This window comes from Paenibacillus sp. LPE1-1-1.1 (genome assembly GCF_040676435.1).
Classification (GTDB): domain Bacteria; phylum Bacillota; class Bacilli; order Paenibacillales; family Paenibacillaceae; genus Pristimantibacillus.
Genome location: NZ_JBEGHY010000046.1, coordinates 190,046 through 205,743 on the forward strand (window position 1 = coordinate 190,046; position 15,698 = coordinate 205,743).

Genomic DNA, 15,698 nt, shown 5'->3' on the forward strand with positions numbered 1-15,698 from the left:
AAATACTACACTTCAATTCACTGTATTTCGACAATCTTCGATTTAGTTCCTTCCAACGTTACCTTTTTTGCCAAAAATAATAATTTGAAGAAAATTTATCCTATATACACATAAATATCTCATTCTAGTATACGTCATACGGGAGGAAATAACATTGAACACCAGGGTCTTATAGACCGGTTTTCATAATATTACGCCCATTTAAAGGTTCTATAGTATCTATTATATGTCGGAATTTGATTTTTTATATAGATTATGTCGAAATTTACTGTTACAATTAGGAAGTTAGTCTTATACATATTCGGAAGGATGATCAATGTGACCGCAGAGCAAACATTGCAAGAAAAAATCATTCAAAAAGCATGGGAAGATGCAGAATTCAAGAAACAACTCCTTGCGGATCCTAAAGCAGCGGTGAAAGAGGCTTTTGGCATTGATGTACCGGATTCAATCGAAGTGGAAGTCGTAGAAGAGACGGCAAATAAATATTATTTAGTCCTTCCGCAAAGCCCTACAGTCGTAAAAAGCGCCGACGATTCCGTAGAAGCTGCTTGGCAATAGACCGCGCAAACGGCTGTCGCCATCCCTTTGGCGGCAAAAGCTCGTTTCGCGTTGAATTTAAAAAAGCGCTGACCTGCCTTCTAAAGAAGGCAGACAGCGCTATTTTTTTGCTAATGGGAATTGGATAAGCGATTCCGTTCCAATCCCTTTTTCGCTGGTAAATACGATCGTTCCCTTCATAACCTCAATAATTCGAAACGTCACCATTAAGCCTAAGCCCGTTCCTTTTGTTTTCTTGGAATAATAGGGCTCCCCCAGCTTTTTCAATTCAATCTCGTTCATTCCTTCACCATTGTCTTTGACGCAGATCACCACAGTGTCGGTATCTTTGATGTATGCTCTGATGGTGATGATTCCATCTTTATTTAGGGCTTCAATACTGTTTTTAATAATGTTGATCAGCGCTTGCTTGAATTTCGACGAATTCCCTTGAACGTACAAATCAGAAGCTAAATCGACCTCGATTACGCCTCCCTGCATATTCGCCATAGGAACAAGTATTGCCTCGATTTTCTGGATTTCTTCAGCAACGTCTAAAATTGTCGTCTGTTCATGCTGCGGCTTCGCAAACATAAGAAAATCTGTAATGATCTCCGAGGCCCGGTCCAATTCTTCAATGGCCAGCCCCATGAAACCCTTCTCTTTCTCGCTTCTGGTGCTCTCTCCCAGAATTTGAAGAAACCCTCTCGTCACCTGTAAGGGGTTGCGCACTTCATGGGCTACCGAAGCGGCCAGCTGACTAATGATTTCCATTTTTTCCGAGCGTTGAAGCTCATTATTGAACACCTCAAGCTGTTTTGAATATTTTACGACTTGATCGTAATTTTGAATAATTCTTCTCGCAAGAATAAACACAAGTGAAACGATAAAGCTTAAAATGCCCCATTTCCAATAGATCATCTCGTAATTCATATCATTAATGAAATACCATATGACTTCTGCAATACCGATTGCGGCGAAAATACCAAAGCCTGTTGTAATAATAAGCGCCTCTTTGTTTTTTTGCAGGCAAAACCGAATTAACAAAACAAAGAGCAAGCCGTTGCCAAAGATGACCGTCAAGCCAAAGGTAACAATCGTAACCGAAGTATACAAGCTTCCGAGTTCGCTGGACGAAAAAGAAAGAAATAAACATACAATACTAACCGCGGAAACAACGACTTGCAGCTTTCTGAAACGAGTAATGATACGCCATGGCCCCTTGCCGAATATGCTCTCGAAAAAGAAGAATAGAGAAGGCATCAATAAACAGGAACCGATGTCGAACATATAATATATAACCCGCCCATACTCGCTATACATCGTATGTACATAAGGCGCTAACGAGAGGATCATTAGACTAATTGATAGGATGACGATGCAAAGGGAGCTTAGGCCGTTCAAGTACGTCTTATTCAAAAAAATAAAACAGAGAAGCAATGCGAGAGATACAAACAGAAGCACCGCTCCAAGGATAACATCATAAACTTCCTTTTTCATAAAAGCTTTGCTAAGCGTTTGCTCCTCGCCAACCAACGGCTGTTTCTTTAAGCCGAGCCAGTCCGAATCCGTCTGCAAATAAATATAAACCATCTCATTCGATTCGGCCTCGCTTAATGACAGCAGGATCTCATTTTTATTAAAGGGATAATTTCTATGAGATTCATAAACGAGCTTCTGCCCGATATAGATCATAACGTCTTTTGCCGTGAGCTTTGTAATTAAGACAGCAGGCCTCGCCAAATCGTACTCCGGCAGTTGGAATCTGAGCCACGCGGATTGAATATCCTCAGGCTTTACGGGCAGCGAGTCCTCGAATGTGAAGGATTGCCATTGTCCGGCATTCCTCTTAGAAGCCGTATCTTCAATAGAAGGAGTCAAACCCTCCTCCCACATCATTTCCCAATCTGAAATTGTCGTCGTGTTCGATCCCGCATGTGAAGTCGTTGCTAAGCCTAAAGAGGCGGTGGACAGCACCAATACAAGGAGCGTTAAAAATCTATGTATAGCTTTCATACAGCACCTCTAATTTAAAATACAAAATATTCTATTGAACTGTAATTCGACAATCTTCGATAAAGCACCTTCTACTATATTACTGCTAATAAAAATAAATAGTAAATCATTACATCTCAGTTACGAAAAAAAAGACTGCTCCCGCCGATCACCGTGATCATTGGGGGCAGCCTGCCCATTTCCTTTAATAGGTCCTTTTCTTAATCGCCACGCGGTGAAGGAGGAAATAATTCATGGCCATCGTGAAAGCCAGCACGAGAACGGCAAGCAGGACAACAACCGCTAGCGAATTTCGCTCTACATCTAATACCGATTGCAGCAGCTTCCCGGTCCAATCAGACGATAAAACAGCCTCCATGGCCATAGCTGACAATAGCGCGATGATCGAGAACACGATGCCCATTTGCCAATGAAAACGGGAAAATCCGGAGCCGATCAGCCATCCGCTGCCAAAATAGACAGAGAATAAGAAAAAGTATTCGAAAAAAATCCAGACCGGCTACGCGGAAGATGTAAAGAGATGCGGATTTTGCAGCTCCAGCGTCCAATGATTTTGATTATAAACGAATTGCTCAACAAGATAACCAGCCGTCATGGTGAGTCCGAATAAAGTGGACACTGCGGTTACGACTAGAATCATGCCGCCTATGAAATGTTTCCTCGTTACACCGTTGGAAACAAAGCTGGCTAATGATAGCGGGGTCAGTATGATGCCGATGACCATAGGAAAAATTTTGGGTGATACGGATGCACTTTCCCAAACGCCTTGCAAACCAAACTCAACATCAATGACAGCATTGGAGTTCTTTAAAATGGCTAGGCCTACAAAAATCGCAATATAGATGAGCCAGTAAGAGACAAAGGTCCATCGGAAGCTGTATATCATATGCCGCGCCACATTCAGCACATAATATTACGCCAAGAGCTGATTTCATGCCTCGGGAAAGCGAGGATACTCGTTTCTTCATAGAAAGCTCATATTGCTTGATAAGACGCTGCGCATATTCGGTATCCCAGTTAGGCCAGCAGCTTGCCGCCAGCTTTAATGTGTCCCGGACATTGATGCTCTCAGCCATATAGCCGCTTTCTTGAATAAAGCAGACCTGCTCCATGATTCGCGCATTTTCGAAGGGTGCCTCTCCGCCAATGGTTACTGTGCCTTTCGACTGTTCCCGGAAGGAGGCCAGGATCGACAGCAAGCTCGTTTTTCCCGAGCCGTTCCTACCTAGCAGGCGTATATTTTACCACCCCAGCTTAAAAGAAATATCTTTAATCGCCGTAAAAGAACCATATCGGTCAAGCCTAAATGGTTCGCGCCTGTCCAAAGCATTAGGACAGCGCGTTTGCGCAAAAAAAGAAGCCGCCTCCCGTGGTCCTTGACCCCTAGGAGACAGCTTCTTTTCCTTGTGCATCCAATAATAGTTGTAATGAGAATGCAGCTTCTAATCATTGCTTCCCTGCTTGAATCCCTTTCATCCAACCGAGCAGCGCTCCGCTTACCAGATCCAGCTGCTCCTGCGGAGCTATGCTGGCCTGCTGGTCGCCTTTTTGCGCGCCATACGAGCCGAATTGCCCGTGGTTTCCACCTTCAATCGTAACGTATTCCGTTTGGCTTGGCATAAAAGACTTCCCTTTGTCCCAATCCTCCGGGCTCATAACCCCATCGTTCGAGGCGGTCAGCTGCAGGACGGGAAACTTGGCTTCTGCTAAGCTCCCTGTCTTATCCGCATAGGCCGCAAGAAAGAAAACGCCGTCGATTTGATCCAAGTGCTCCGCGGCATACCGCGATGCGAACACGCCGCCAAGCGAGTGGCCGCCTATTACATAACGATCCTCCGGATGCCCGGCAATGAAAGCATCTGCTTTGTTCTGGCCTGCAAAAGCCAAATTAAGCGGCATGCTGGCGATATATACCCGGTGGCCGGCCGCAGCCAGCTTGCGGGCCAAAGGAGCATAGCTTTTGGGATCCACCAAGCCTCCCGGATAAAAGATAACATTAGGCTGAACCATCGCCTCTGCGCCTGCTGCCGGCTCAAAGCGGTAACCGGCTTGGCCTATGCTTACGGTGACCTGTTTATCGCTTTTCATAGCGGCTTTCGCATCCGCGGACGGCGGATACACCATCAATTGATATACGATACCAAGCGTTAATAATAGCACCAGCAGGATGGCTGCCGACCAAATAAGCACTTTTACTTTGCGGCCCTGCTTCGGTTTTGACAAAGCCTGTGAATTCTGTCTCATCTCTTTGCACTCCCTTTATCTAAGCATACTCATGTTCCAATGTTGCGATTTCCACGCTATCTCCGCATCGGCTGAACGGCTCGAATCAAGCCTCGTTACGATTCCATGAGCCTATGCACAAAGGCGATATCCGCTGGAGCGAAAGGGTAATTCGACAGCTGCTTCGCTTCTACCCATTCATATCGATCATGGTCCACCAATCTGATCTCCCCAGCGACATGCCGGGCTTGATAAGCGATTAATTGAATGTGGACAGCGCCGTAATCATGATCATGTTGTCCAAAAAATGCGCCTACGGCAATTTCAATGCCCATTTCTTCCATTAGCTCTCTACGAAGACATGCCTCAGGCGACTCGCCCTCCTCCAGCTTGCCTCCAGGAAATTCCCATTGGCCTCCCTGGGATTTATCGGGTTTGCGCCTTGCAATCAGCAATAACCCTTGCTCGTTTTCAATAATGGCTGCCGCGACCCGAATCATTCAAACACACATCCTCAACTATACACTGATTTATATCCGTTTGCTTGCTGCGCAGCCTTACGGATAGGCTTCTATCATACGTGATATGCCGATCTATGCGCAAAATAAGCGTATGGATCACTGAAGCCCGAACTCTCTCTTATTTTACCTACTTTCATAAAAATGCCCAATCTATGAAAGAAATTTGGTACACTAATAACAAATTTGTATTGATAAGGATGATGGCTATGTCGGATTACAATGACCGCGACGATCTCGCCGATCGCCGCCGTAACAAGCTGAAAGTGCTTCGTTTTGATAATAACGGCAAAGATCTGGTAGAATCCGAGAAGCCCGAAGAAACGTTTGCCGATGTTGGCGGACTTGAAGACGTTAAGAAAAAAATCCGAATGAACTTTATTTTGCCGCTGAAGCAGCCTGAACTCTTCGCCGCGTACGGGAAGGAAGCCGGCGGAAGCTTATTGCTTTATGGACCTCCAGGCTGCGGCAAGACCTTCCTTGCCCGGGCGGTTGCGGGTGAAATCGATGCGAATTTCATGCATATCGAGCTGCAAGCGATTCTTGGCATGTACGTCGGGCAAAGCGAGAACAATTTGCATGATATTTTTGAAAAGGCCCGTGAGAATAAGCCCTGCGTGATCTTTATCGATGAGCTCGATGCAATGGGCGGCAGCCGTAATCAGATGCGGCAGCATCATGACCGTATCCTCGTTAACCAGCTTCTAATGGAGCTTGACGGGCTCCGCACGTTTAATGATCAAGTGTTTGTCATCGGCGCGACGAATACGCCTTGGTACCTCGACTCGGCGCTGCGCAGGCCCGGCCGGTTTAATCATATGATCTTTGTACCGCCGCCGGAGGAATCGGAGCGTGCAGCGATCCTGCAGCTAAAGCTGGCAGGAAAACCGCTCTCCCCGCTCGATTTGAGCAAAATAGCAAAGGAAACGAAACATTTCTCCGGTGCGGATCTGGAGCAGATCGTGAAGGACGCCGTTGAAGGCGCGCTGGAGCGAACGCTCGAAACCGGTGAAATCCAGCCTATTTCGCAGGATGACCTGAAGAAAGCGTCCAAGCATCGGAAAGCAACGACGCTCGATTGGTTTGCGACCGCCAAGAACTACGCGACATTCAGCGACGTGAACCAGGATTACCAAATCGTTCTGGATTACATGAAGCAGAACGGGTTGAAATAATTACGTTATAGCGAGGAAGCTACCGCCATGTATGAATTAGAAGAAGAGCTGCAGAATAGGCGCTACCAGGAAATTGAAAAGCTGATCGAATGGAAAAAGCTAAATGAAGCAAGGAAAGCGGCTGTGTCGCTTATTCAAGATATGCCTGAAGATCCCTACGCCTATGCGCTTCTCGGCAGGGTTTCTCTTTACCAAGACGAATATGAGCAGGCGCTTCACTGGGTAAGCGAATCGCTCCGCCATGATCCGGAAAATGAACTTGCATGGTTCGTTCAATGCAATACGTATTATACGATGGAGAAGTGGAAGGCCGCGCTCGAATCCATCGCCGAGGCACAGCGGATTGATCCCTATGAGCCCCATTATTTTTTCCTGCTCGCCAATATTTACAATAAGACAAGCAAATACGCAGAGGCTCGGGACTTACTGCTGGAGGCGCTTGAACTATCGCCCGAAAATGCCCTTTATCTCGCTAATCTAAGTTATAACGAAGCGTTGCTGCGCAACTTCTCCGAGTCTAAAATGCTAGCTAACCAGGCTTTGCGGCTGGAAGTAGAATCCGAGCTTGTCTATATGTATCTTGCCTGGTCCGCCGAGAGACGGAATGACTATGACGACTATCTGATCATGCTGAAAAACGCAATCCGGCTCGATCCCGACGACAAGCAAATTCGCAAGGAATATATGGAGGGTCTGCAGAAAACGTATAAGGTGTTCAAGTTTTTACTGTTTCCGAGCAACCTCATGAAAAAAATGAAGCCATGGCAGATTCTACTCGGCTGGATCACGCTTTGGATCATATTCAGACCGCTGATGATCGCATTTTTAATTCTTTATTACGCCACCTACTGGATCACCCGCTTGCTCGTGCATGTCAAACTATTCGGCTGGAACTTTCGAAGATAAATTTGAGTCCCTATCGTTCAGCTAAGCCCCATAAATAAGAAACACCGCTCATGCTTCGGAAGATCCTTCGAAGCGGAGCGGTGTTTCTTATTTTCAGGAAACCGGGTTCCCCCGCCTGTTTCGCCTTATCGCACGCGAACGCTTAGGATTTCAAAGGGCTTAAAGCTCAGCTGTACACTCCCATCCTGAATGTCCAGCTGATGCAGCTCCTCCTCCAATAAATTGACGACATACGCTTCCTTTGCTGCCGGCGGCAGCTGAAGCGTAACCTGCTCACGTCCTCCAGCCGATTCATATAGGCGAAAAATCGTCCCTTCGCCCCGCTCGGCAGTCTTCATCGTATCCAAAATGACATGCTTGCTTTCAAATGGCAGCAGCTCCAGACGTGTCGGGCTTGCGCTGCCTTGGCCTTGGCGATCCGCTTCCATCGCGGACCCGGCATGGCCTTCCGTTACCCGTACCGGATGATTAAGCTCCATCGCGCTCCGCACGACATGGGCGCCGCGCCAATCCTGCTCGTGCGGGTAGAGCGAATACGTAAATTCATGCTCTCCCTGGTCTGCGGTTAGATCCGGCCATTTCGGAGCGCGCAATAAAGATAGCCTCATCGTGCTGTCTTTTATGTCGTAGCCGTATTTGCAATCATTCAACAGGCTTACTCCGTAATTTCCCTCGGATAAATCCGCAAAGCGGTGTCCGCAAACCTCATATTGCGCCTGCTCCCAGCTCGTATTCGTATGCGTCGGACGCTCCAAAGCGCCGAACGGAATTTCATAGGTCGCCTTGCTGGCTACGATATCGACCGGAAACGCGACCTTCAGGAGCTTATGCTCTTCCTTCCAATCGACGTTGGTTTTGAAATCGACCCGCTTCTTGTCATGGTAGAAAATAATATCCTGTATAATGACGGAGCGGCTCAGCTGCCACTTAAAACGAAGCACGTCCTGCGCTTTCCCTTGAACGATAACCTCCTTGCTCAGAAGCCGAGCAGCGCCTGCGCGCTGCGATTCGAATCTAGGATCGATATCCCAGGCATCCCAAGATAACGGCTTATCGAAGAAAAGCTGAAATTCATTTGCTTTTCCTCCGGCCAAAATCATTTCGCGCTCTGCAGACTTATCGTACCAGCTTATGATTTCGCCTGCCTCGTTGAATTCGATAACGTAATGCTGCGTTTCCCATGAGCGGTCCAGCTTTGCCGGAATAATCGCCGTCTCCGCCGGCTGTGACGGTCTCAGCCAAACGGTCGTATAGCCGAAGGCTGGAATGGCTTTCACGCTTACTGCCAGCGTTACTTTTCCCTTAGACGCAGCATGGCGCAAAATATCGCTTTCCAGCCGTTCGCCGTTTTGATCGAATGCCGCGAAATCCTCTTGCGCTTCATCGACATCGATCTGTACGATTTCATCTCTTGCCCAGCCTAAGCTGTTGAATACGAAGTATGGAATGCCTTCCCCTTGCGCGTCAATGCTCCCTGCGAGTGCCGCCAGCGATTGCTCCAAGCATGCATGGCCAAGCTTGAATACCTTCTCGTACTCTTCGGCAGAAGTAACGTACGTTTCCGGTATAGCCGTACCCGGAATAATGTCATGGAACTGGTTCAGCAAAATGAGCTTCCAGCCCTCATGAAGCGCCGCCTGCACCTTATCCGCTTGGCCAGCTTCGAAGGCGCTCCGGGCCATGCTGCTCCACATTTCCGCCTCCCGGTAAAGCACCTCCGCTTTCCGGTTGCTCCGCTTATTGCGCGCATGCGTCGTATAGGTGCCGCGGTGCAGTTCCAAATATAAATCGCCATGCCACTTCGGCAGTTCCTTCCGCCGTTCCCAGGCGTTTCCGAAAAACTCGGCTGCCGTGCTGAAATGGCTGCTGGGCAAATCGACCATCATCTCGGAGCGCTCCACAAGCTCCACCATTTCTCTAGTCACGCCGCCCCCGCCGTCTCCGTGGCCGTAAAGCAGCATCAGCTCATCCAGCTTGTCTTTGTGCCGGTAAGCTTCCCAATGCTCATGTATGTCCTTCGGTCTCGTATTCACGTTCAAGCTATGACTCAAATAGGATAAGACAGACGTGCCGTCAATGCCGACCCAGTGGAATAGATCATGTGGAAAGCGATTGGTGTCATTCCAGTTTAATTTGGTTGTCATAAAATAATCGACGCCAGCCAGCTTCAGCAGCTGCGGCAGGGAAGCACAATAGCCAAACGTATCGGGCAGCCATTCGATATTGGAGGTTTTGCCGAATTCCTCTTTATAGAAGAGCTGTCCGTACAAAATTTGACGCACAAGCGACTCTCCGCTTGGAATGTTCAAATCCGGCTCGACCCACATGCCGCCAACCAGCTCCCAGCGTCCTTCGGCAACGCGCTGCTTGATTTGCTCATAAAGCTCGGGATAATGCTCTTTGGCGAAAGCATACAGCAGCGGCTGGCTCTGCGTATAAACGAAATCCGGATATTCCTTCATCAGCGTATTCATTGTGGAGAATGTCCTGCTGACTTTACGAACCGTTTCCCTCACTGGCCACAGCCAGGCGATGTCGATATGGGACTGGCCAACCATATGCACCGTGCCGTTCGCGCCCGGTGCAGCTGCGAACGCTTTGACCTTCTCTGCAAGCCGATTCTCCAAAAGCTGCAGCCAATCCCCTTCGAGGCTCCCGATATCCATTTGCCGCTCGGTCTCGTCCATCGTTTCATACAAGGCTTCTTTCATCCGCAGCCTTTTTAAATCCTGCTCAGGCAGCAGCAATGCAGATTCATAAGCTGCTTGAATGCTATACAGCAGGCTTTGCAACGGTTTATTCACGCGGACAAGCTGGATGCGGATATAGGACATAGGCGGATTGATCGTCGCCTGGGCGTTTAACGGATCGGCCGGCTCCGGAATCGGATCATACAGCTCGATTTCGATATAGGGATTCAAACTGACTCCCTCCATGTGCAGCGGGACATAGGAGTGGTTTTTGTCTATGCCATGATGCGGAACGCCGTTCACCTTCAGCATCCCTTCGCCCCCGCCGTTCACGATCAGGCCGATCGGATCGGAAAGCCAAGCAATCGGAATTTCAAGCTGCTTCCGCAAAAAATAGGTCACGCCCTGCGTGCTGTTCAAAGGATCCATCGTCTGGACGAAAAAATCCTCTGAATCATATTCATAAACGCCAGGCACGATATAACGGGCTTTCCTCATTTCCCATTCGGGAAGCGGGATCGTCTCCCGCCATTGCAGGCCCGCCAGCTTCTTCAAAAAACGGTTTATTCTATGCATCGCTGTCCCTCATCCTTTACCGTTAAACTTCCGCTGACAACATCCTCGGCATTTTTTCCCACCATAATGATAAACTCTCCGTCTTCAACGACCGGTTCATAGTTCTGATCGATAAGCTGCAGATGCTCGCGCGAAATCGCGAACGTTACCGTCTTCGTCTCGCCGGGCTCGATATGCACCTTGCGGAAGCCCTTCAGCTCCTTATTCGGACGCGTTACCGAGCTGACCTTGTCCGTCACATACAGCTGCACGACTTCCGAGCCCGCTGCCTGACCGACATTAGTTACTTCGATTTGGACGGTGGCTTCTTCGTCCGGACCGATTTGCCGCGGAGAAACCTGCAAGCCCCCGTACCGGAATTCTGTGTAGCTAAGCCCGTAGCCAAACGGATACTGCGGCTTATTATCCATTTCCAAGTACCGCTTGCCTCTGCTTCTTTTGCCGTTGTAATAGACAGGCAGCTGTCCCACATGCTTAGGCACGGAAACCGTAAGACGGCCGGAAGGAGTTACGTCACCGAATAAAATATCGGCAATCGCGTTGCCGCCCTGCTGCCCGGGATACCAAGCCTCGACGATCGCGTGAGCATGCTCGTCAATCCATGGCTCGACGATCGGGCGGCCGTTAATATAGACGACGATGACCGGCTTTCCTAATTTATAAATTTCCTGAACGAGTTCCAGCTGAACGCCAAGCAGACTAAGTCCTGCACGGTCGATCCCTTCGCCGCATTCCATATCGCTCCATGCATGCTCGGTGACCACTGATGCGCCTGTCCGAAGATCAATCGTGCCTTCGCCAAAATCCCGCGCACTTGAACCGCCGATAGCCATAACGACAACGTCTGCCTGCTCCGCGCAGGCAATCGCATGCTCGAAGCCTTCTCTTGCATCGCCTTTTATCCGGCAGCCAAGCGCATGCAGCAGTTGCTCATCCGCATTGCTGCCCAGCTTATTTCGCATACCGTCGAGCAGCGTAACAATCTGGCTGCGCTGCTGGGGCGAGGTATAATCGCCTAATTGGTTATACATATGGTTAGCATTCGGTCCGATAACGGCGATCTTACGCGTATCTTTCTTTAACGGCAGCGTCTGGTCCGTATTTTTTAAAAGCACGATGCTCTCCTGCGCGATTTGCCTGGCGAGCTGGACATGCTCTGGGCAGCCAATCACCTCTGCCGCTCTTTCAGGATTAACATACGGATTTTCGAACAGCCCAAGCTTGAATTTTATGCTTAATACGCGTCTAACCGCATCATCCAGCACGTTTTCATCGAGCAATTGATGCTGCACGGCCGCCTCCAGATGCTTGCCGAACATTTCGCCCGACATCTCCATATCAACGCCGGCTTTCAGAGCGAGCACGGCCGCGTGCTCGCCATTCTCGGCGACGTCATGCCCCCAAGCCAGCATGTTGATCGCGCCGCAATCCGTAATGACAAAGCCGTCAAAGCCCCACTGCTCACGGAGCAGCTCCTGTAATAAATAAGCATTAGAGGTGCAGGGAATGCCGTCAATTTCGTTGTATGCGGTCATTACGGAAAGCGCTCCTGCCTCCACGCCCTTGCGGAAGGGAAGCAAATCCGATTCATGCAGCTCGCGCATGCCCATATGGACCGGCCCCGCATTGCGACCGCCCTCTGAGCTGCCGTAAGCTACGAAGTGCTTCAGCGTTGCAATCACGCTGTTCTCCGCGTCCAGCCGATCTCCTTGCAGCCCTTCCACTGCCGCGACCGCCAGCTCTCCGATCAAATAAGGGTCCTCGGCAAAACATTCCTCCGTCCGGCCCCAGCGCGGATCGCGCACGACATCGAGCACCGGCGAATACGTAGCTGCTCCGCCTTGGCTTCTCGTCTCGAGCGCAATGGCCCGGCACATCTCGCGGTACAGATCGATGTTCCAGGTGCTGCCTACGGACAAGGGGACGGGAAAGACGGTCGCGCCAATAGCCATATGGCCGTGCGAGCATTCCTCTCCAAATAGAATCGGTATGCCGAGCCGCGAGTTTTCGATCACATAGCGCTGGATATCATTGACCGCCCTTGCCCCTTCTTCGGGCGAGAGCCCGTTCTCAAGCGTAACCTCCGTCCACGGATCGGCGCGCAGCACGCCGTATAACGAGCCGATTCCGCCGCTCTTCACCTGCTCCCGGAAATCCTCCGACAGCGTGACCTTTCCATTTTCTTTTGCATATGTTTTCCAGCCAAACGGTTGCAGCAGCTGGCCAATTTTCTCGTTTAATGTCATTTCCTTCAGTAAATGCTCTACCCGTTCCGGGACTGGCAGCGACGAATCCTTGTAGCTCATGGTTGTCTCTCCTTATCATGCTCCGTATATAGCAGCAGGAAGTAAACCCGAAGGTTATACTTCCTGCCCGCAATTTGTCTTGCCTATTCTTCTTTTTTGATCGCGTTGCTGTAAATCTCAATATATTTAGCAAGGTTCAAGCCGTCAAAGCCTTTCACGTAAGCATCCCAATCCTTCTGGATGTCTTTGCTGCCAATAATGAATTGCGCCATGTTCGTTGTTACATAGTCTTGGATCGATGTCGTCAATTGCGAAGCGGCATCGGTATCCTCCGGACGAATAAAGACGCCGGACGGGTAAATTTCTTTTGGCGAATAAGGAGCAAATGCGTTAGTCGCCTGCGCAAGCCGCGTTTCGTAGCCGTCTGCAGAGAGTGGATCCTGTCCTACAGCAAACAGGTCGCGGAACTCCTTCGTCAAATCCTTCGGCCCCATCAAAACCCAGCTGTCGTTGCGGATAACGTCCGGATCGGCTTCCGGAGTTCCCTTGAAGCTATATTTAGCAGGCTGACCGTCGATATTTTTCTCGTCGGCTTCTGCTGTTTTCCAGCCAATGCCTTCTTCCGATCCATATTCGCTCTTAATCGCGCCTTCCTCGCTGAAGGCATAATCCATAATTTTGATCGCAGCGATTTGCTGCGCTTCGGATGCTTTGTTCGTTAGCGCAAATTGGAATTCGCTGATGCCCTGCGAAGCGCCCGCCAGCTGCACGCCTTCTGGTCCCTTAAGCGGCGGTACGATGACCCAGTGCTTATGTCTTGTTATCTTATCATCGTACGGATTGACCAAGTAACTAACGAGTGCCGTCGTAATCGCGCCTACGATTTCGTCACCCTCGCGATTGCCAAGCTGGCCGATCGCTTGATCGTTTTGCGTAAAGGAAGCCGGGTCAATCAGACCTTCCTTGTACAGCTTGTTCATGTAAATGAGGCCTTGCTTCCAGCCTTCCTTGTTAGCTGCAAAGTCTACTTTGCCGTCATTCAATGTCAAATATTTGCCATTATCGTTATAGATGAAGGAATTCATTAAATAAGCGTCGATGTTCCCGTTCCATACGTTTTTGTTCGGTGCGCCCGTAAGCGGAATTTCGTCGGCTTTTCCGTTTCCGTTCGGATCCTTTTCTTTGAAAGCTTTCAGCACGGTATACAGCTCGTCTGTCGTAGTCGGAACCGCTAAGCCTACCTTATCGAGCCACTCTTTATTCATCCAAAACTTTTGAGAGAAGGTGCAGTGGTAGCATTCATTTAAACGCGGAAGGGCGTAAATGTTGCCGTCTGTTGCCGTAATCGCATCTTTAAAATACGATTTCTTCTCCATCATCGCTTTGATGTTCGGGGCATACTTATCAATCAAATCATTTAACGGAAGGAAAACGCCTTGCTTGCCGTAAGTCAGCAAATCCGTATGCGTGAATTTCCCCTCTAGGAATACTTCCGGATAATCACCGCTCGCAAGCAGCAATTGTCGGCGGTCCGTCAGCGCATCCGCAGGAGCCAAATCCCATTTTATTTTGACATTGAATTTTTCCTCAACATGCTTCGTGTAGGTGTTGTCTTCTAAGGGTGCTTTGCCTTGGGGAGCAAAAAATGTCATCGTAACCGGTCCCGCTTCTTCGGTTGTATTTGTATCTCCGGTGTTAGTAGAAGTATTGTTACCCTCATTGCTTTTCCCACAAGCCGTCAATACCAATGTAAGGCTTATGATGAGTGCAAGCATGCCGAAAAATGTTTTTTTCATTTGGACCCCTCCTAAAATGGTAGTTACACAAACATTGCTTCTAGTTAACGAACCTAACTTCGCACTTTGGGCTCGCCGCATCACCTCCTTATTATAAATGAAAATCCGCTTAACCTTTCAATGATCCGATCATGACGCCTTTCACGAAATGCTTCTGCACGAACGGATACATAATGAGCACCGGTACCGAAGCTACAACGATCAATGCGTATTTCAGCACCTGCTCGAAACCTTGCACCCGCGCCTGCTGGGCGGTGTTCGCGAGCATTTCCGGATCTGACGCATTTAGAATAAGCAAGTTTCGCAGTACGTATTGCAGCGGGAACAGATTCTCCGATCTTAAATAAATGAGAGCGTCAAAGTACGCGTTCCAGTGGCCTACCGCATACATGAGGGTCATTACGGCGAGAATCGGCTTTGACAACGGGAGCACGATGCTGACCAGGTACCTTATATCTCTGCAGCCGTCAATTTGCGCCGCTTCAGACAATTCGTGCGGAATAGAAGATTGAAAAAATGTTCGCGCCACGATGACCTGGAATACCGAGAAAGCGCCCGGCAGCCACATCGCCCAGCGTGTGTCCAGCATTTCCAAATCTTTGACGAGGAGATAAGTAGGAATAAGTCCGCCGCTGAAGAACATCGTAATCATCATGAGGATCATGACAAAATTTCGGCCGTAAAAGCTTTTGACTGCCAACGGATAAGCAAGCAGCACCGTAAATACCAAGTTGATCAACGTACCGAAAACCGTGTAAATGATGGTATTGTAATAGCCGTACATAAGCTGCGAGCTGTTAAAGATCGATTTATACGCCTTTAGGCTGAACTCCACGGGCAGCAGCCATACTTGTCCCGATACGACGGCTCTAGGCGAACTGAAGGATGAACTAATAATATAGAGGAGCGGATACATAACGGCTAACATAAGCAGCGTCAAAAAGATATAAATACCTAACAAGAACATGCGATCGCCAAAGGGTTCTTTAATTTTTTTTGTTTCGATCATGTT

At 49.0% G+C, this 15,698-nt stretch carries 12 protein-coding genes; 3 read left to right on the forward strand and 9 right to left on the reverse strand.

Translation table 11 applies throughout. From position 1 onward, the window contains the following. The first annotated feature begins 318 nt into the window (after positions 1-318). Entirely contained in the window at positions 319-561 is a 243-nt protein-coding gene (locus MRBLPE1_RS31645) for an NHLP leader peptide family RiPP precursor (protein WP_414698949.1), read from the forward strand. Positions 562-660: 99 nt separating this feature from the next. Here MRBLPE1_RS31645 and MRBLPE1_RS31650 read toward each other — a convergent pair whose 3' ends face one another. From MRBLPE1_RS31650 to mutT, 5 genes are all read right to left on the reverse strand, one after another. Further along, positions 661-2,556, reverse strand: coding sequence for an ATP-binding protein (locus MRBLPE1_RS31650; RefSeq protein ID WP_364154104.1), 1,896 nt, complete (start codon positions 2,554-2,556; stop codon positions 661-663). A 184-nt stretch (positions 2,557-2,740) separates the two neighbouring features. Then, the gene (locus MRBLPE1_RS31655) at positions 2,741-2,950 is read right to left on the reverse strand and encodes a hypothetical protein (protein ID WP_364154107.1); all 210 of its coding nucleotides are present in this window, start codon (positions 2,948-2,950) and stop codon (positions 2,741-2,743) included. Positions 2,951-3,341: 391 nt separating this feature from the next. Next, a complete protein-coding gene (locus tag MRBLPE1_RS31660) occupies positions 3,342-3,794 on the reverse strand; it encodes an ATP-binding cassette domain-containing protein (protein ID WP_364154278.1) in 453 nt (150 codons plus the stop codon). A gap of 208 nt (positions 3,795-4,002) precedes the next feature. Continuing rightward, a complete protein-coding gene (locus MRBLPE1_RS31665) occupies positions 4,003-4,800 on the reverse strand; it encodes an alpha/beta hydrolase (RefSeq protein WP_364154110.1) in 798 nt (265 codons plus the stop codon). Positions 4,801-4,895: 95 nt separating this feature from the next. Next, the gene (gene mutT, locus MRBLPE1_RS31670) at positions 4,896-5,279 is read right to left on the reverse strand and encodes an 8-oxo-dGTP diphosphatase MutT (RefSeq protein WP_364154113.1); all 384 of its coding nucleotides are present in this window, start codon (positions 5,277-5,279) and stop codon (positions 4,896-4,898) included. 227 nt (positions 5,280-5,506) lie between these two features. Between mutT and MRBLPE1_RS31675 the strand changes: the two genes are divergently transcribed. Next, positions 5,507-6,472 (forward strand): ATP-binding protein, encoded by a 966-nt coding sequence (locus MRBLPE1_RS31675; RefSeq protein ID WP_364154116.1) that lies wholly within the window; start codon positions 5,507-5,509, stop codon positions 6,470-6,472. Positions 6,473-6,499: 27 nt separating this feature from the next. Continuing rightward, a complete protein-coding gene (locus MRBLPE1_RS31680; protein ID WP_364154118.1) occupies positions 6,500-7,378 on the forward strand; it encodes a tetratricopeptide repeat protein in 879 nt (292 codons plus the stop codon). 125 nt (positions 7,379-7,503) lie between these two features. Here MRBLPE1_RS31680 and MRBLPE1_RS31685 read toward each other — a convergent pair whose 3' ends face one another. From MRBLPE1_RS31685 to MRBLPE1_RS31700, 4 genes are all read right to left on the reverse strand, one after another. Next, positions 7,504-10,644, reverse strand: a complete 3,141-nt coding sequence (locus tag MRBLPE1_RS31685; RefSeq protein ID WP_364154120.1) for an alpha-mannosidase — start codon at positions 10,642-10,644, stop codon at positions 7,504-7,506. Then, a complete protein-coding gene (locus tag MRBLPE1_RS31690) occupies positions 10,632-12,950 on the reverse strand; it encodes a glycoside hydrolase family 3 N-terminal domain-containing protein (RefSeq protein WP_364154123.1) in 2,319 nt (772 codons plus the stop codon). The genes MRBLPE1_RS31685 and MRBLPE1_RS31690 overlap by 13 nt, the downstream gene beginning before the upstream one ends. Before the next feature lie 83 nt (positions 12,951-13,033). Continuing rightward, positions 13,034-14,686: an ABC transporter substrate-binding protein gene (locus MRBLPE1_RS31695; protein WP_364154126.1), complete on the reverse strand. Its 1,653-nt coding sequence runs from the start codon at positions 14,684-14,686 to the stop codon at positions 13,034-13,036. Between the two features lie 109 nt (positions 14,687-14,795). Next, entirely contained in the window at positions 14,796-15,695 is a 900-nt protein-coding gene (locus MRBLPE1_RS31700) for a carbohydrate ABC transporter permease (RefSeq protein WP_364154129.1), read from the reverse strand. Between the last annotated feature and the right edge of the window lie 3 nt (positions 15,696-15,698).

Coding starts and splice junctions, on each gene's coding strand:
- MRBLPE1_RS31685 (WP_364154120.1), bottom strand. CDS start 10,644: ATGCATAGAATAAACCGTTTTTTGAAGAAGCTGGCGGGCCTGCAATGG.
- MRBLPE1_RS31695 (WP_364154126.1), bottom strand. CDS start 14,686: ATGAAAAAAACATTTTTCGGCATGCTTGCACTCATCATAAGCCTTACA.
- MRBLPE1_RS31675 (WP_364154116.1), top strand. CDS start 5,507: ATGTCGGATTACAATGACCGCGACGATCTCGCCGATCGCCGCCGTAAC.
- MRBLPE1_RS31650 (WP_364154104.1), bottom strand. CDS start 2,556: ATGAAAGCTATACATAGATTTTTAACGCTCCTTGTATTGGTGCTGTCC.
- MRBLPE1_RS31700 (WP_364154129.1), bottom strand. CDS start 15,695: ATGATCGAAACAAAAAAAATTAAAGAACCCTTTGGCGATCGCATGTTC.
- MRBLPE1_RS31680 (WP_364154118.1), top strand. CDS start 6,500: ATGTATGAATTAGAAGAAGAGCTGCAGAATAGGCGCTACCAGGAAATT.
- MRBLPE1_RS31665 (WP_364154110.1), bottom strand. CDS start 4,800: ATGAGACAGAATTCACAGGCTTTGTCAAAACCGAAGCAGGGCCGCAAA.
- mutT (WP_364154113.1), bottom strand. CDS start 5,279: ATGATTCGGGTCGCGGCAGCCATTATTGAAAACGAGCAAGGGTTATTG.
- MRBLPE1_RS31690 (WP_364154123.1), bottom strand. CDS start 12,950: ATGAGCTACAAGGATTCGTCGCTGCCAGTCCCGGAACGGGTAGAGCAT.